General features: G+C 67.5%; 17 protein-coding genes. 6 read left to right on the plus strand and 11 right to left on the minus strand.

Features of this window, described 5'->3' with window-relative positions:
• Nucleotide 1: 1 nt before the first annotated feature.
• Nucleotides 2-1,327: an FAD-binding oxidoreductase gene (locus tag VHA82_RS13645; RefSeq protein ID WP_325544524.1), complete on the plus strand. Its 1,326-nt coding sequence runs from the start codon at nt 2-4 to the stop codon at nt 1,325-1,327.
• 10 nt (nt 1,328-1,337) lie between these two features.
• On the opposite strand, the gene VHA82_RS13650 is transcribed toward VHA82_RS13645, so the two are convergent.
• Both VHA82_RS13650 and VHA82_RS13655 read right to left on the minus strand, forming a co-directional pair.
• Nucleotides 1,338-2,480, minus strand: a complete 1,143-nt coding sequence (locus tag VHA82_RS13650) for an MFS transporter (protein ID WP_325544526.1) — start codon at nt 2,478-2,480, stop codon at nt 1,338-1,340.
• Nucleotides 2,481-2,484: 4 nt separating this feature from the next.
• Nucleotides 2,485-2,844 (minus strand): cupin domain-containing protein, encoded by a 360-nt coding sequence (locus tag VHA82_RS13655; RefSeq protein WP_325544528.1) that lies wholly within the window; start codon nt 2,842-2,844, stop codon nt 2,485-2,487.
• 181 nt (nt 2,845-3,025) lie between these two features.
• On the opposite strand from VHA82_RS13655, the gene VHA82_RS13660 reads away from it, so the two are divergent.
• Nucleotides 3,026-4,105, plus strand: coding sequence for a tartrate dehydrogenase (locus VHA82_RS13660; RefSeq protein WP_325544530.1), 1,080 nt, complete (start codon nt 3,026-3,028; stop codon nt 4,103-4,105).
• Nucleotides 4,106-4,120: 15 nt separating this feature from the next.
• Here VHA82_RS13660 and VHA82_RS13665 read toward each other — a convergent pair whose 3' ends face one another.
• The 8 genes from VHA82_RS13665 to VHA82_RS13700 all read right to left on the minus strand — a co-directional run bounded on the left by VHA82_RS13665 (nt 4,121) and on the right by VHA82_RS13700 (nt 12,353).
• Nucleotides 4,121-4,618: an Lrp/AsnC family transcriptional regulator gene (locus tag VHA82_RS13665; RefSeq protein ID WP_325544532.1), complete on the minus strand. Its 498-nt coding sequence runs from the start codon at nt 4,616-4,618 to the stop codon at nt 4,121-4,123.
• 32 nt (nt 4,619-4,650) lie between these two features.
• Entirely contained in the window at nt 4,651-6,003 is a 1,353-nt protein-coding gene (locus VHA82_RS13670; protein WP_325544534.1) for an aspartate aminotransferase family protein, read from the minus strand.
• Nucleotides 6,000-7,061, minus strand: coding sequence for a phosphotransferase (locus tag VHA82_RS13675; RefSeq protein ID WP_325544536.1), 1,062 nt, complete (start codon nt 7,059-7,061; stop codon nt 6,000-6,002). The genes VHA82_RS13670 and VHA82_RS13675 overlap by 4 nt, the downstream gene beginning before the upstream one ends.
• The gene (locus tag VHA82_RS13680) at nt 7,061-7,726 is read right to left on the minus strand and encodes a haloacid dehalogenase type II (RefSeq protein ID WP_325544538.1); all 666 of its coding nucleotides are present in this window, start codon (nt 7,724-7,726) and stop codon (nt 7,061-7,063) included. Before VHA82_RS13680 ends, VHA82_RS13675 begins: the two co-directional genes overlap by 1 nt.
• Nucleotides 7,727-7,838: 112 nt before the next feature.
• Nucleotides 7,839-9,269: an aldehyde dehydrogenase family protein gene (locus VHA82_RS13685; RefSeq protein WP_325544540.1), complete on the minus strand. Its 1,431-nt coding sequence runs from the start codon at nt 9,267-9,269 to the stop codon at nt 7,839-7,841.
• Nucleotides 9,266-10,540: an FAD-binding oxidoreductase gene (locus tag VHA82_RS13690; protein ID WP_325544542.1), complete on the minus strand. Its 1,275-nt coding sequence runs from the start codon at nt 10,538-10,540 to the stop codon at nt 9,266-9,268. The genes VHA82_RS13685 and VHA82_RS13690 overlap by 4 nt, the downstream gene beginning before the upstream one ends.
• Nucleotides 10,537-11,685: a DSD1 family PLP-dependent enzyme gene (locus VHA82_RS13695; protein WP_325544544.1), complete on the minus strand. Its 1,149-nt coding sequence runs from the start codon at nt 11,683-11,685 to the stop codon at nt 10,537-10,539. Before VHA82_RS13695 ends, VHA82_RS13690 begins: the two co-directional genes overlap by 4 nt.
• Nucleotides 11,685-12,353 carry a haloacid dehalogenase type II gene (locus VHA82_RS13700; RefSeq protein ID WP_325544546.1) on the minus strand — a complete coding sequence of 223 codons (669 nt, stop codon included), beginning with the start codon at nt 12,351-12,353 and terminating at the stop codon, nt 11,685-11,687. The genes VHA82_RS13695 and VHA82_RS13700 overlap by 1 nt, the downstream gene beginning before the upstream one ends.
• 215 nt (nt 12,354-12,568) lie before the next feature.
• Here VHA82_RS13700 and VHA82_RS13705 point away from each other — a divergent pair, with 215 nt between their 5' ends.
• The 4 genes from VHA82_RS13705 to VHA82_RS13720 all read left to right on the plus strand — a co-directional run bounded on the left by VHA82_RS13705 (nt 12,569) and on the right by VHA82_RS13720 (nt 15,486).
• A complete protein-coding gene (locus VHA82_RS13705; protein ID WP_325544548.1) occupies nt 12,569-13,468 on the plus strand; it encodes a GNAT family N-acetyltransferase in 900 nt (299 codons plus the stop codon).
• A 2-nt stretch (nt 13,469-13,470) separates the two neighbouring features.
• A complete protein-coding gene (locus tag VHA82_RS13710; RefSeq protein WP_325544550.1) occupies nt 13,471-14,397 on the plus strand; it encodes a glyoxylate/hydroxypyruvate reductase A in 927 nt (308 codons plus the stop codon).
• Between the two features lie 61 nt (nt 14,398-14,458).
• Nucleotides 14,459-14,962, plus strand: coding sequence for an Lrp/AsnC family transcriptional regulator (locus tag VHA82_RS13715; RefSeq protein ID WP_325544552.1), 504 nt, complete (start codon nt 14,459-14,461; stop codon nt 14,960-14,962).
• Nucleotides 14,963-15,120: 158 nt separating this feature from the next.
• Complete coding sequence (locus VHA82_RS13720; RefSeq protein WP_325544554.1) at nt 15,121-15,486, plus strand: AraC family transcriptional regulator; 366 nt, start codon at nt 15,121-15,123, stop codon at nt 15,484-15,486.
• A gap of 139 nt (nt 15,487-15,625) precedes the next feature.
• Here VHA82_RS13720 and VHA82_RS13725 read toward each other — a convergent pair whose 3' ends face one another.
• On the minus strand, nt 15,626-16,528 hold the full coding sequence (locus VHA82_RS13725; protein ID WP_325544556.1) for a LysR family transcriptional regulator: 903 nt from the start codon (nt 16,526-16,528) through the stop codon (nt 15,626-15,628).
• Nucleotides 16,529-16,590: the final 62 nt, after the last annotated feature.

Here is a 16,590-nt window from a genome sequence, read left to right on the forward strand (position 1 = left end):
CATGCGCCAACCCCTGCGCCAGATCGAAACTTCGCCCGGCCTTCCAGCGCAAGCGGAGGTGGTCGTCATCGGCGGCGGCATCATCGGCATCTTCGCGGCCTATTACATGGCCAGGCGCGGCATGTCCGTCGCCGTGGTGGAAAAGGGCCGCATCGGGGCCGAGCAATCGAGCCGCAACTGGGGCTGGTGCCGGCAGCAGAACCGCGATGCGCGCGAGTTGCCGATGGCGACGAGGAGCCTCGAGCTCTGGGAGCAATTTGCCGCCGACACCGGCGAGGACACCGGCTTCATGCGTCACGGGTTGCTGTACCTGAGCGATGACGATGAGGAAATCACGCGCTGGGCGCGCTGGCGCGATTTCGCGAAGACCGCGGGCGTGACGACGCACATGCTGAGCGGTCGTGAGGCGACCGACCGGGGCCGCGCAACAGGGCGCACGTGGAAAGGCGGCGTCTTCTCGCCGTCCGATGGAACGGCCGATCCTTCGAAGGCCGCGCCTGCCGTGGCCTGCGCACTCATCAAGCTGGGCGGCAGCGTCCACCAGAATTGCGCGGCGCGCGGTGTCGAGCTCGAAGGCGGACGCGTGAGCGGTGTCGTCACCGAAGCGGGCACGATCAAGACGCGAACCGTGGTGCTCGCGGGGGGTGCATGGGCCTCGTCCTTCTGCCGCCAGCTGGGCATTCGCTTTCCCAGCGCAACGGTGCGCCAGACCATCGTGCAAGTCTCGCCCGTGCAGGAGCGCTTGCCCGATGCGTTGGCAACCGCGCGTGTCGCGGTCACTCGCCGTCGTGACGGCAGCTACACGCTTGCGATCAGCGGGCGCGGCCGCGTCGATCCGACACCGCAGCTCGTGCGCTTTGCCCCGCAGTTCGTGCCGATGTTCGCCAAACGCTGGCGCAACGTGTTCCCAGGTGGGCTGGAAGGCATGCGCTGGGGACACGAGACGCTGGCGCGGTGGAAGCTCGACGAGCCCACGCCGATGGAGCGTGCGCGCATCCTCGACCCGGCACCCGATCCGGCCGGCGCGCGCGAGACGCATCGTCGCGCACTCGCGCTGATGCCCGCACTGCGCGATGCCCGCATCGCCAGCACCTGGGCAGGCTACATCGACAGCACGCCCGACGGCGTGCCGGGCATCGGCGAGGTGCCGCAGGTTCCTGGATTCATCCTGGCTGCCGGCTTTTCAGGTCATGGTTTCGGCATCGGGCCAGGCGCCGGTCACCTGATCGCCGACCTTGTGAGCGGGGCGGAGCCGATCTTCGACCCGGCGCCCTTCAAGCCGGGGCGATTCAGGCGGTCCGCGTGGGGCGAGGTGGCCGAGTTTTAGCGAGGCGGACCTAAGGCGTCCCGAGCTTCAGCGCCAGCCGGCTCGCCGCACCCACCACCAACCCCGCTCCCCAGAACACTCCCATGGCCCCGAGAACGGAACCGGCCAGGCCGCACAGCATCGGCACCCCGACGCTGGAAACGTTGTTCACCATCACGCGCATCGCCACCGCCTCGCCGAACCTGTGCTGCGGCGTCAGCTGGTTCAGCAGGCTCATCACCATCGGCTGTGTGCTGCCCATCGTGAATCCCAGAAGCACGGAGCAAGCGCCCATGGCCAGCGCGGCGGGCATCAAGGGATAGAGCGCAAAGACGATGGCCGTGCCCAGCATGGCTGTGAACAGGATCGCCCATTCACGCAGCCTCGCGGCGACGAGAGGTGTCAGCAACCGCACCGCGGCGGCCGCCGCCCCGAATGCTCCCACGATCGTGCCGATCACCGATGCAGGCAAGCCCCGCTCGTTTCCAAGCACGGGCACGAGAAAGATGTGCACATCCCAGCAGGCGGCCAGCACACAGGTGATGCAAAGCAGGCGGCGCAGGTCCGGGTTGCGCCAGAGGTCCCACGCATCGCCCGGCACCTGCGGTGCACGAGCAGCGCCTGCGACGAGATCGGTCGCGCCCGGCAGGAGCATGCAGGCAAGGAGCGGCAGCGCCGCGGTCGCTGCGAAGGCCGCGCGGATGCCCCACACGTCGAGCATGACACCGGCGACGACCGGGCCGAGCACGTTGGAAAGGGCAAGACCGGTGGCCAGCCACGAAAAAGAGGTGCGCAATGCGGCCGCCGCGCCCGCGATTCGCCCGACCTGGCGCTGGACCGCGATGCTCACGATGCCGTTGCCGCCTCCCGTGAGCACCGCGCCGATGCAAAGCGTGGGGAGAACCGGCCAGATCGCCGCGATCGCACCGCCTGCGACGATCCCGAGGATGCCGAAGACGACGGGACGCTTCAGCCCGTGACGCTCGCAATAGCGGCCCGCGGGAAGCGCAAGAAAGACCTGGGAAACGGAGAACAACGCCAGGAGGGTCCCGACCGCGACCTCTCCATGACCCAGTCGAAGCGCGTGCAGCGGCGCCGCCATCCGCATGCCCGTGAGGCACGCGTTGGCAAGAAGCTGCATCGACACCAGCCGGACAAGTTCTCCTCGGGGCATGCCGTCACTGGCTGCCGTAGATCACCCAGATCTTGCGCGTCGTCTCGATGCAGCGCCACTGGCCGATGTAGTCCGGATTCATCACGAAGGCGTCACCCGCTTGCACCCGGATCGGCTCCTGGCCGTCCTCGATCAGCTCCGAAACGCCGCAGAGGATGTAGCAGAACTCCCAGACGCCGCCCTTGATCGAGCGGATGGTTCCCGGCGTTGTTTGCCAGATGCCCGTGCGCACCTTGCCGTCGGGCGACTGCTCCACGTCCCAGCTGGTGAAGCGCGGATCGCCGGCGATGAGTCGCTCCGGCAGCGGTGCGCTCTCGCGGCCGGCGCCGGGTTTGTCGAACTTGAAGAAAGTCAGGTTGCTCACGAACTCACGTCCTCTTTGCTGTTGAAACGAAGTCCGAAATTAGCGATGGGGACGCCTTGCGGATTGGACGCATTTGTCGTCCGGCAGGACATGCCGCGCAGCGCGCAACATCGACATGAATTGCCGAATCGAGCGGGCGCAAAGCGCTGAAGTTCGCGCCGGAGGTCCCTAAGCTTGCTGCATGAACACCAAGCCCCACCATACCCACACCATTGCCGTGATTCCAGGAGACGGCATCGGCAAGGAAGTGATGCCCGAGGGCCTTCGCGTGCTGGAAGCCGCCACGCGGCGCTTCGGCATCCAGCTCGAGTGGCGCCACATCGACTGGGCCAGCTGCGACTACTACGCCGAACACGGCACCATGATGCCGGCCGACTGGAAAGGCCAGCTTGCCGGCTGCGATGCGATCTACTTCGGTGCCGCGGGCTGGCCCGCTACCGTCCCGGACCACATCTCGCTCTGGGGTTCTCTGATCAAGTTCCGCCGCGAGTTCGACCAGTACGTCAACCTGCGGCCGGTGCGGCTGTTCGAGGGCGTGCCCTGCCCGCTCGCGGGCCGCAAGCCCGGCGACATCGACTTCTTCGTGGTGCGCGAGAACACCGAAGGCGAATACACCAACCTCGGCGGCCGCATCTTCGAAGGCACAGATCGCGAGATGGTGATCCAGGAGTCGGTGTTCACGCGGCGCGGCGCGGACCGCGTGCTGCGCTACGCGTTCGAACTGGCACAGCAGCGCACGCGCAAGCACGTGACCGTCGCCACCAAGAGCAACGGCATCGCCATCAGCATGCCCTGGTGGGACGAGTGCGCCGACGCCATGGCGGCGCGGTATCCCGGCGTGACGCACGACAGGCAGCACATCGACATCCTGTCGGCGCGCTTCGTGCTGCAGCCTCAGCGCTTCGACGTCGTGGTCGCGACCAACCTGTTCGGCGACATCCTGTCGGACCTGGGGCCCGCCTGCACCGGCACCATAGGCATCGCGCCTTCGGCGAACCTCAACCCGGATCGCAAGTTTCCGTCGCTCTTCGAGCCCGTGCACGGCTCGGCACCCGACATTTACGGCCAGGGCATCGCCAACCCGATCGCGATGATCTGGTCAGGCGCGCTCATGCTGGACTTCCTGGGTCATCGCGGCGCGCACGACGCGATCCTGCGCGCGATCGAGCAGGTGCTGCGCGATGGGCCACGGACGCGCGACCTTGGGGGTTCAGCGGGAACCGTCGAAGTCGGAAAGGCCGTCGCCGCGCTCGTGGCCTGAAGACGCTGCGCGGCGTCACCGCAAGGTGGCCGCATCGCGAATCAGGCCGAGCGGGTACGCGCGGTTTTCGAACGGCTGGCGCAACACGATCCGGCTGGAGAACTTCTCGATGCCGATGTCGTCTTCCAGCAGTCGCTCCATGAGCTCCTGGAAGCGGGCAACGCTCGGCGCCACGACCTTCACGAGGTAGTCGTAGCCGCCGCTCACGTTGTAGCACTCGAGGATCTCGGGGTGGCGGGCCGCGGCTTCCTCGAACTTGCGAAAGTCGTGGCGCCGATGGCTGCTGATCGTCACCTCGGAAAACACGATGACGCAGCCGCCCAGTTTCTCGAGCGCGATGTCGGCGCCGTAGCCGCGTATCACGCCAAGCTGCTTGAGCCGCTTGGTCCGCGCGAGGCATGGGCTCTGACTCAAACCCACCGCGTCGGCCAGCTCGACGTTCGAGCAGCGTCCTTCGCGCTGGAGGTGCGCGAGGATCTTCAGGTCGAACTTGTCGATGGCCACGGCACCCATGGAAACGATGGTATCGCGCCGTGGTGCGGAAGTCACCGCGCCGCGGCCGCCGTCGCTTCCCCGAGGGACTCGTCCAGGGCCTGGATCACGAGGCCCGCCTGCTCCGGCGACAGCACGAGCGGCGGACGGATCTTGAGCACGTTGTGCCCCATCGCGCAGGCACTGAGCAACACGCCTTTGTCGCGCATGAGGTTCACCACGCGGCTTGTGAGTTCGCGATCCGCCGTGCGGGTCTCGCGGTCGCTCACCAGCTCGACGCCCACGAACATCCCGGCACCGCGCACGTCGCCGATCGCCGCGTGCCGGCGCGCGAGGGCCGAGATCCCCTCGCGCAGAACCTCGCCGATTGGCCGCGCGTGTTGCACAAGGCCCTCCTGTTCGATGGCGTCGAGCACCGCGAGCGCCGCCGTGCACGACAGCGTGTTGCCGCCGAACGTGTTGAAGTAGCGCGAGTTCTTGCCGAATTCCGCGAGCGCATCGGCCGTCGCGAGGAGGCCCGCGATGGGCTGCCCATTGCCCATGGGCTTTCCCATGGTGACGATGTCGGGTTGGACGCCATGCCGCTGGAAACCCCAGAAGTGCTCGCCGGTACGGCCGAAACCAGGCTGGACCTCGTCGGCGATGAAGAGGCCGCCCGCGCGCTTGATGGCTTGCACAGCCCCCTCGAGGAAGCCCGCGGGTTCGGGCAGGATGCCGTCGCTCGTGAAGAGCGAATCGACGATCAGCGCCGCCGGCCGGATGCCGTGTCGGCGCAGGTCCGCGATCGCAGCTTCGACGTCACGCGTGAAGCGTTCGCCGAGGTCGACACCGCCGGCATGGTAGAGGCGCGGTGCCGGCACCAGCCGAACGTGGGCACCCAGGTCCACGGTCACGCCGAGCGACGGTGAGAACTGCGACACCGCGTCGGTGGTGCCGTGATAAGCGGTATCGGTGACGATCACACCGGTTCCCCCGGTGCGCATCTTGGCAATGCGATAGGCCAGATCGTTCGCTTCGCTGCCCGTGCAAGTGAGCATCAGGTGAGCCAGGCGGGTCCCGCGGACCGTGGCGAGAAGGCGCTCGGCCAGCTCGAGGATCGTGTCATGCAGATAGCGCGTGTTCGTCGCGAGCGTGCGGACCTGCCGGCAGATCGCATCGGCCACCCGGGGATGGCAGTGCCCGAGCGAAGTCACGTTGTTGTACGCATCGAGATAGCGGCGGCCCTCCGGATCGAACAGCCACGCGCCCTCCCCGCGCACGATGTGCAGCGGCCGCTCGTACATCAGGCGATAAGCAGGTCCGAGCAAGGCGTCGCGGCGCTCGATCATTGCCGCCGTGGCCGGGGCAACACTGGCGCGCCCGGGGACATAGGCGTTGACCATGTTCAGGTCGATGGTGCTTTTCATGGGGTCACTCCTGGGGTGGCGATGCCGGCAAGCAGCCGGTCGCGCATCTGTGCGCGAGAGAGGTCCGCCATCAGCGACAGGGCCTCCCAGGCGGCGGGGTTGTGGCGCATGATGTACGGCCGGTTGTCGGGGTAGCGCGCAGATCGCCATTCCGAGATCAGCGCCGTGATCAGATGGCGCGTGGCCATCAGGTCGGCCACGACTTCCTGTTCACTCTCCTTCAGGGGCAATGCAGCGTGATACGCCGCGACGAACTGAGCGGGACCTTCGAAGGGGTCGGCGGCGTTGCCATCCATGTGAAAGGCAGCCGCCGTGCCGACCTCGCCGACCCGTGGCGCATGCAGCATGTCGCCGAAGTCGATGATCCCGACGATGCGTTCGCGATCGTCGTCGGCCACCAGGACGTTGTAGAAGTGATAGTCGTTGTGGATCACCTGGGACCGCAACGAGTCCAGCCGGGGCAGCACGTGATCCGTGAAACGCGCCATGAACACCCTCGCCAACGCGCGCCGGTGGGAATTCACGATGCCGTCGATTTTCCCCGCAAGGCGGTGCGCGGCCGAGACGTTCCATAGCAGGTCGTTTGTCGCGCCGGGATGCGAGAAGCCCTGCAGCGCGCGATCCAGTCGCGCCAATTCCCTGCCCATCGAGCGGCGCTGCGCCGCCGTCCTCACGGTCTCCCGGATCTGGATGCCGTCGAGGTACGTGAGCATGCGCACCATGGCATGCATGCCGGCGGCGAGTGCGACTGTGCCACGCGCACCGCCTCCGAGCGTACGGACGACACGCGGCACGGGCAGATCGGGCGAGACCTGGGCAATGTGCTCGAGCGCCGCGACCTGGAAATCCACGACCTCGACACGCTCGCGCGGGTTGCTGATCTTCAGGACGTAGCGGCGGCCGTCGGGCGTTTCGATGCGGCAGTTCTGGTCGCGCTCGCCCGCGAGGCTGCGAACGCTGCCGTCGATTCCATAAAGGCCGCGCGCCAGCGCCCGCACCTCCGCGGCAGAGAGATTGGGCGCTGCGGTACTCAGGGCAGCGTGATCGGTGACGCCCATCAAAGTCCCACCAGGCCAGGCAGCTGGCGGATGTCGGTGATGCGCGAAACCCCGTAGCCTTCGAGTGCCGGTTCATGCTGGCGGTCGATGAACGCACGCGCCATGAACCCGAGGTCGGTGGCCGTCATCAGGTCGTACCGGAAGCTGGACGACACGTGCATCATCTGCCGGGGGCCGCAGCCGAGACGATCGAACATGTGCTCGAACGCCTGCATGCGCGGCTTGTATGCGCGGGCCTCTTCGGCGGTGATGACTTCGTGGAACTGCGCGCGCAGATGGATGACGCTGGCGGGGATGAGGTCGATCATCGAATTCGACAGCAGCACCAGCGGCACATGGGGCACGAGCGTCTTCAGCACTTCGACCACGTGCGCGTGAGGCTGGAACGCCGGGATCGCGTCGTACAACGTGCGAGCGTCGGAGTCGCGACAGTTCACGCCATGTGCCTTGCATGCACGACGGACGGCGTTTTCGATGACCTCGTGGAAGGGCTTCCATGCGCCCAGGACTTCATCGAGGCGAAAGGCGCGAAAGCTCTCCAGAAAGGCCGGCATGCGATCGTCCGGCACACGGCCCGCGAACAGCCGCTTCGCCGCGGGGCCCATCTCGAAGTTGATGAGCGTCCCGTAGCAATCGAAGCTGATGAATTTCGGCATGAAGCTCATGCGACGAGTGTAGGAACCACGCAGCCGAGGAAATGCCGCTTTCACTCCCCGCAGCAGCGGATCCCGCTTCGTTCACGGGGTGCGCCGGCACGCCTTGCGGCGGCATGCTGCCTCAGGCGGCGCCCCAGCCCAGGACGGCCTTCGTCTCCAGGTATTCCTCCATCCCCTCGACGCCGTACTCGCGGCCGTTGCCCGAGCGCTTGTACCCGCCGAACGGGGCGTTGGGGTCCCAGGCGGGATGGTTCAGGTGCACCTGGCCGCAGCGGATGCGCCGCGCCACCGCGCGCATCGTTTCGATGTCGGCGCCTTGCACGTGTGCGCCGAGGCCGTACACCGTGTCGTTCGCGATGGCGACCGCTTCATCGATGGTGTCGTAGGGCAGGATCGCGAGCACCGGCCCGAAGATTTCTTCCTGCGCGATTGCCATCGTGGTGCGGACGTTCGAGAAAACTGTCGGACGTGCGTACAGGCCGGTGGCGAGCCCTTCCGGCCGCCCCGGCCCGCCGCAGACGAGCCGGGCATCTTCGTCGATGCCGACGCGGATCATGTGTTGCACGCGCTCGAACTGCGCGTGGTTGGCGATCGGGCCGTGGGTCGTGCGCTCGTCGAGCGGATCGCCGACGACGAATTCGGCCACGGCTGCCGCGGCGAGGCTTTCGACTTCGCGCAGGCGCGAGCGCGGGACGATCATGCGCGTGGGCGCGCTGCAGGACTGGCCGACATTGCGCATCGCCGCTGCGACGCCCAGCGGCACCACGCGTGCGAAATCCGCATCGGGCAAGAGCACGTTGGGCGATTTGCCGCCCAGCTCCTGCGCCACGCGCTTCACTGTCGGCGCCGCCGCCTGCGCGACGAGCACCCCCGCACGCGTCGAGCCCGTGATGGAGATCATGTCGACGTCGGGATGCTCCGCGAGCGCAGTGCCCACGACGGGGCCCGTGCCGTTGACGAGGTTGAAGACACCGGGCGGGCACCCCGCGTCGTGCACCGCCTGTGCGAACAGGAGCGCCGTCAACGGCGACAGTTCGCTCGGCTTGAGCACCACCGTGCAGCCGGCGGCCAATGCGGGCGCGACCTTCGCGGTGATCTGGTAGAGCGGCCAGTTCCAGGGCGTGATGAGCGCGCAAACGCCGATGGGCTCGCGCACGATGGCCGTGGTCCCCCGCAGCACAGTGAAGGGGTAGGCAGCGGCGTTGTCCCGTGCCACGCGGATATGTTCAGCGGCGAAACCCACGTGCGCGCTTCGGGCGTGGCTGATGGCAGCTCCCATCTCGCAGGCCATCGCCTGGGCGAGCTGTTCGCGCCGCTCGAGCACGATGCGGTGAAGACGATCCAGCAGGGCCGCGCGCTCGGCAGGGGTTGTCTGCGACCACTGCGCGAACGCGCGCCGGGCAGCGGCGACGGCGATCGCGACATCTTCTTCGTTGCCGAGATGCACTTCGGCGATGACCTGCCCGGTTGCCGGGTTGACCACACCCGTCGTCTCGCGGCCTTGCGCGTCGCGCCATGCACCCTCGATGTAGAACTGGCCGTGCAGGTTCATTGGAAGCGGTCCTTGAGGCGGTAATAGGCGCCCACCAGCGGCAGGAACCAGGGCGGGCCGATGTGGCCGGGAATGGCGGGCCAGTCGAAGTTCCTCCACGGGTTCAGGTCGGCGCGGCCGTCCATGACCTCCGCCATGATCGTTCCCATCAGGATCGACATCTGCGTGCCGTGGCCGCTGTAGCCCATGGAGTAGTAGACGCCGTTGCGCTCGCCGGCGCGGGGCAGGCGGTCGCGGGTCATGTCGACCAGGCCGCCCCAGCAAAAGTCGATGCGCACGTTCGACAGATAAGGGAAGGTCGCGACCATGTCGCGGCGCAGGATTTCCCCGCTCTTCCTGTCCGATGCCGGGCCGGGGGCGGCGAACCGCGCACGGCCGCCGAAGAGAAGCCTGTTGTCCGGCGTGATGCGGAAGAAGTTGACGAGATTGCGCGTGTTCGTCGCGTTGCGCCGCTGCGGCAGGATGCGGTCGACGACATCCCGAGGCAGCGGCTCCGTGACGATGATGTAGGCGCCCACCGGAACGATGCGCCGCCGGAACCAGGCGAGAGGACCCACCGTCGACGCGCCGGTCGCGAGCAGGACTTGGCGCGCCTGGATGCGCGCGCCGCGTGTTTGCACTTCATGCCCCGCTGCCGTGCGGCGAAGCGCGGTCAAAGCTGTGTTCTCGTGGATGCGCACACCCTTGCGCGCAGCTGCGCTCGCCAGCCCGTGGACGAACTGGCCCATGTGCATGCCCGCGCTCTTGCGGTACACGAGCCCGCCGTGATAGACGTCCGAACCCAGTTCATCGGAGAGCGCGGCCTTCGACACCATGTGCGTGTCCGGGTCGACCTCGCGCGCCAGCAGTTCCTGCGAGCGCGCGAGCTTGTCGTAGTGCGCGGGCTTTGCCGCGAGCTTGAGCTTGCCGGTGCGGCGGAAGTTGCAGTCGATGCCTTCCTCGCCGATGATCCGCTCGACAGTGTCCACGCCGGCGTCGAAGCTGCGGTACAGCATGTTCGCGCGCTCGGTCCCGAGCCGCGCGCACATCGTGCCGTAGTCCTGGGCGAATCCGTTGTTCACGTGGCCGCCGTTGCGGCCCGAAGCAGCGCCCCCCACGCGCTCGGCCTCCAGCACAACGACTTGCGCGCCCTTTTTCGCCAACGCCAGGGCCGCGGAAAGGCCGGTGAAACCCCCGCCCACGACGACCACATCCGCGCGGCCGTCGGGCGGCGTCTGCACGGCCCCGGCGAAGCGCGGGGCTGTCTCGTGCCAATACGAAGCGAGTTTCATTGCCATCCCCCGAAACGCGGCCACCGAGCCTCGACCGTGTCCGACGACCCGCGCACGACGTGATACGCGCAATGTTGCGCGCCGGTCGCGCAAGCGTGGTTGGGCAGAATTCGCACGCGCTCGCCGATCGCGAGGTCGGGCAGCCCGGCGCCGGAGCCGGTGCGCATCGCAACGATGCCGTGCTCCTGATTGGCGTCCACAACGATCAGGTCGGGATAGGGAACACCGGACAGATCGCAGACGATCCCGTAGCCCTGGTCCACCGCCTGCTTGCGCGTGCCGCGATCCTGCGACATCGCCATCCAGCCCGCATCGATGAGGATCCAGTCCTTCTCGCGCTGGTGGCCGATCACGGTGGCGAGCACCGACAGGGCGATGTCGTCGACATCGCACACGCCGACACCCGCCATCACGAGGTCGAAGAACATGAAGACGCCGGCGCGCACTTCGGTCACGCCGGTCAGGTCGGTGGCATTGTGGGCGGTGGGTGTGGACCCGACGCTCACCACAGGACAAGGCAGCCCCGCCGCACGAAGGATCGCCGCCGCGTCAACGACAGCGCGCCGTTCGATCTCCGCGCACTCGCGCAGGGCCTGGGCGCCGCGCGCCCCGTAACTCGCCCCGGCATGCGTCATCACGCCGCGCAATTGCGCGCCGTCCTCGAGTGCGCGGCCGATCGCGACCAGCCGCTCCCGATCCGTGGGCAGCACGCCGGAGCGATGGCCGTCGCAGTCGATTTCGATCAGCGCGGGAATGCGCGCGCCGGCCCGGCGCGATGCCTGCGCCACGGCTTGCGCCTGCGCCACCGTGTCCAGCACGACCGTGAGGTCGGCGCCTTGCGCACGCAAGTCCACCACCTGCTGCAGCTTGGCCGGCGCGATCCCCACCGCATAGAGAATGTCGCGAACGCCGGCATCGAAGAACTGCGCCGCTTCTTTCAACGTCGACACCGTGGCGGGACCGGAAGGCGACTCCATCACGCGCCGGGCCACCTCGACCGATTTGGCGGTCTTCAGGTGCGGGCGCAGCGGCACGCCCAGGCCGCGCAGGCGCGTCTTCAGGCGCGCGACGTTGCGCTCCATCCTGTCGGCGTCGAGCACGAGGCACGGCGTCGCAAGGGCCCCCAGTGTCGAGCGCACTTCCATCACAGTCCAACCAGCGCGGGCAGACCGGTGATGTCGCGGATTTCGACGTGCGTGTACGCCGCGTTGGGCTTGGGCTCGTGGTTGCGGTTGACGAACACCTTGTTGACGATGCCCAGGTCGTGCGCCGACATGAGGTCGTAGCGCGGGCTGGAGGACACGTGCAGGATTTCGCCCGGCGCGCAGCCGAGCTGGTCGAGCATGTACTCGAACGCCTGCAGGCGCGGCTTGTACGCACCGGCGTCCTGCGCCGTGTACACCTTGTGGAACGGCGCTTCGAGCTTGCGCACGTTCGAGTGGATCTGCTCGTTCATCGCATTCGACAGGATGACCAGCGGGATCTCCCTGCCCACGCGCGTGAGCGCTTCGGGCACATCGGCATGCGGGCCCCAGGTGGGCACCGCCTCGTAGCACGCCTGCCCATCCTCGTCGCTGTACGCGATGCCGTGGCGCTTGCAGGTGCGGCGCAGCGCGGCCTTCAGCACCTGGTCGTACGGCTTCCAGTCCCCCATCGCCTCGTCGAGGCGGTATGCCGTGAAATCCTTCTTGAAGCGTTCCAGGCGCTCGCCGGTGAGCTGCTCGCCGTAGAGCTTCGCCGGCATGTCGTTGATGCGGAAGTTGGTCAACGTGCCGTAGCAGTCGAAGGTGATGTACTTGGGTCGGAAGGTCATGGTCGTCGCCTCGGTGGGATGATGGAGTGAATGCTAGGCAGCCGCCGCCGCAGATGTTGCGGTTGTGGCCCGCCGCCGCACAGCATTCCCCGGATGTGCGGGGCGGCGCAGGCGGTTTGTGCCGTCCTGGCGATGCGAAGCGGCCGCGCCAAATTCGTACAAGCCGCCGGGCACGGGCGCCCCGATGATTGCGGGCGACAGTCAAAGGAGCACCCATGCCCGATCAGGTCCTGGACACGAAGGCCGCACACGATGCGGTGGGCCGCGCATTGCCTGACGGCGTGTCCCTGCGCCGCATGACGGCCGACGACATCGCGGATGCGCAGGCGCTGTCGCACGGATTCCAGTGGCCGTTTCGCATCGAGGACTGGCGCTTTGCCTTCAGCCACGCCGAAGGAATCGTCGCGATGCGCGACGGCGAACTCGTGGGCACCGCGCTGCGCTGGCTGTGGGGCCCGCGCCATGCCACCGTGGGTCACGTCATGGTGACGCCGCGCATGCAAGGGCAGCGTCTCGGCCAGCACCTGATGCATGCCCTGATGGCGACCCTGGGCGGCCGGACCGTTCTTCTCCATGCGACCGCCGAAGGCCGCGGCGTGTACGAGCGGATGGGGTTCGAGATCACCGGCGAAGTGCGGCAGCACCAGGGGACGGCCTCGCAGTCGCAGGTGGTCGCGCTCGCCGACGGGAAGCGGCTGCGGCCCCTGAACCGCAACGACGCGGACACGCTCATCGCGCTCGACACACGTGCGGGAGGCATGCCGCGCGACGCGATGATCCGCCGGCTTCTTTCCCACTCGGACACTGTCGTGCTCGCGAGCGACGGCGACACGGCCGGCTTCGCCACCGTGCGGCGCTTCGGCCGCGGCCACGCCATCGGCCCCGTCGTCGCGCCGGACCTCGAGAGTGCCAAGGCCCTCATCGCATACTGGTGCAGCCGCTACGCGGGCAAGTTCCTGAGGATCGACGTCGATGCGGCGAGCGGCCTGCCGGAATGGCTCGAAGCGCAAGGCCTGCCGCGGGTGGCCAGCGCGACGACCATGGTGCGCGGTGGCACGCTCGAGCGTGGACCCCGGCAAGGCGGCTGGGCGCTCGTCACGCAGGCGCTCGGCTGAATATGGCCTTCGTGTACAAGGGCGCGGCCCGCCGCGGGGCCGTCTGGTCGGACGCCTTCGCGCGCCGCATGCCGCAACTGCCGTTTCGCACATGGCCCGACGTCGGCGATGCGCGCGAGGTGCGCTTTCTCGCCACGTGGCAGGCGCCCGAGGACTTGGCGCAGACCTTCCCCAACCTCGAAGTGCTTTTCTCGGTGGGCGCCGGGGTCGATCAGTTCGACCTGTCCGCGCTACCGGCCGAAGTTCGTGTGGTGCGCATGGTGGAGCCCGGGCTGGTGGCCTGCATGGCGGAATACGTCGCATGGGCGGTGCTGTCGCTGCACCGTGGAGCGCCGCTCTACCTGGGGCAGCAGCGGCGCGGCGAGTGGAAGCAACACTCGGTGCAGCCGGCGTCGACGAGGCGCGTCGGCGTGATGGGCATGGGCCAGCTCGGCTGCGCGGCGCTCGCGCAATTGCGCACGCTCGGGTTCGACTGCGCCGGCTGGAATCGCTCGCGACGCGAAGAGCCCGGCGTGCGCTGCTATGCGGGCGAGGCCGAGCTCGCCGAGTTCATCGCGCGAACCGACATCCTCGTGTGCCTGCTGCCGCTCACCGGCGAGACGCGCGCCATCCTGAACACGAACGTTTTCGACGCATTGCCCGCGGGGGCTTCGGTAGTCAACGCGGCGCGCGGCGGTCACCTGGTGGAAGCCGACCTGCTGGCCGCGCTCGATGCGGGGCACCTCTGCGCCGCGATCCTGGATGTTTGCGAACCTGAGCCGCTGCCGCGCGGCCACGCCTTCTGGGAGCATCCACGCATCTGGCTCACTCCCCACGTGGCGAGCGAAACGCAGGACGAGACGGCGGCCGCAGCGCTCCTGGACAACCTGCGCCGCTATCATGAAGGGTTGCCGATGCAGGGTCTTGTGGACCGCTCCCGCGGCTACTGAGCCTAGCAGATGCGACGCTGGACTTGACTCGGGCACATAACTTCCCTAGAACGGGTCGACGATGAACACCGCCACCGGCACCCCGAAGCTCGATCGGCTCGACCTGCGCATCCTTTGTCACCTGCAGAAGAACGGACGCGCGACGAATGTCGAGATCGCCGATGCCGTGGGCTTGTCGCCGAGCCCTTGCCTCGTGCGCGTGAAGCGGCTCGAGCAGGCGGGCTACATCGCGGGCTACGGCGCGCAGATCCGGCTGGAAAAACTCGGCGACACACTCATCGTGTTCACCGAAGTGACCTTGCAGGACCACAAGCGCGAAGACTTCGTGCTGTTCGAGACGAACATCCGGCCGGTGGACGAAATCGTCGAATGTCACCTCGTGTCCGGTGGCTACGACTACCTGCTGAAGTTCGTCACGCGCGGCGTGAACCACTATCAGGAAATCATCGAGGGGCTGCTCGAGCGCAACATCGGCATCGAGAAGTATTTCAGCTACATCGTGATCAAGACGCCGTTCGTGAAGAACTACTACCCCATCGAGCGCCTCATGCAGGGCGCGCAATAGCCCCAATCAGCGCGCAATAGCCTGCACACGGGCGGCGCAGCAGCTTTTGCTGCGCGCACCCGCGATTCGACATTTGCTGCTGGCGCGCGGGCTCAATGCGCGTGCAAACGGCTGCGGGCTCATCCTAAGCTCTCGGCATGTGCCAGGCTGCCCTACCCATGCCACGCGCGCGCTCGGCTGCTGCCGTGCAACGAGCGCGTGACTACATCGACCAGAACCTGAGCCGGCCGTTGATGCTTTCGGAGCTTGCGCAGCTCGCGGGCTTGAGCGTGTGGCGCTTTGCGACGGTGTTCCGTCAACAGGTGGGCGTTTCGCCGCACCGCTACATTTGCCGCAGGCGGGTCGAGCGCGCGCAAGAGTTGATGCGGCGGGGTGTCCCGCCCGCATGCGCGGCGAGCGAAGCGGGGTTCTACGACCAGAGCCACTTGTCGCGGCACTTCAAGGTCGTCTGCGGTGTGACCCCGGGGCAGTTCCTTTCGTTGGCCAGATCGGATACTCGCGATCGCGCCCGGCTTCGAGGATGAAGCACCCGAAGGCACTCTCGCGGCCCCGCGGACCAGCGATGTCTGAGCTCGCGCGCGTCCACGCGGGCCGCCTTCTTTGTCCTGATCGAACTGTGAGCGCTGGAATGCCGGACATTCGCGCTCGTTTTCGTCAACGCTGTCAATTGATGGGCGCAGGCGAATCCGGCAACGCGAGCCACGCGCGCGCCGAATGCGACAGGTAAGCCCCGCGCCGCCATGCATGCACGAAGTCCCAGCGGATATCCTTGCAAGCCAACGAGGCGGTGTGAACTTCCGGGTGCTTGCGCGTGCGTGCCACAGCGCTCGGAACGAAAGCGACGCCCACGCCGGTCGCGACCAGTCCGTACAACAGGTCGATCTGGCTCGTGCGCCAGGCGACCACCGGCTTTGCACCCCAGCGTTCGAGGCCTTCGAAGATCGCTTCCTCGATCGGCGTCCCCTCCTCGAACAGGACCAGCGGCGAACCGGCGAGGTCCCTCATCGCCACCACCTGCCTCGCGGCCATGCGATGAGATTCAGGCATCAGAACCGTGGTCGGCGACGACAGGATCGACCGGCTCTCGAAGTCGCCCGGCAGCGGCGCGATCGTGACGGCGACGTCCAGCTCGCCCGCGCGCAGCTTCGCGAGCAGCTCGCAGACGGAGAACGACACGATATCCAGCTCGACCAGGGGATGGAGCTCGCGGAACGCGGCGTAGCGTTTCGCGAACAGCGCGTTCATGCCCATGCGCGGAAGGCCGATCCTGAGCGTCCCTTGCCGCACTGCGCGAATCTCGTCGACGCCATCGAAGAGCTCCGCCACTTCCGCGAGGATCTTCCGCGCATGTTCGTAGACGAACGTACCCGCATCCGTGAGCAGCACCCCCGGCCCGCTGCGATCGAGCAGGGTCACGCCCAGCCCGCGTTCGAGCTGCTGCACGGATTTGCTGACGGTGGACTGCGTGCTGAACATCGCCTTGGCGGCAGACGAGAAGCCGCCCTCGTCGACCACGCGTACGAACATGCGCAAGCGCCGCAGGTCGACACCTCCTAGTGCACTCATGGGACGAGTATGGATCGACATTGGCGGTGTGCCATTCGATTTGGGCATGGGGGCGATGCGCT

Source organism: Ramlibacter sp., assembly GCF_035548915.1.
Taxonomy (GTDB): Bacteria; Pseudomonadota; Gammaproteobacteria; order Burkholderiales; family Burkholderiaceae_C; genus Ramlibacter.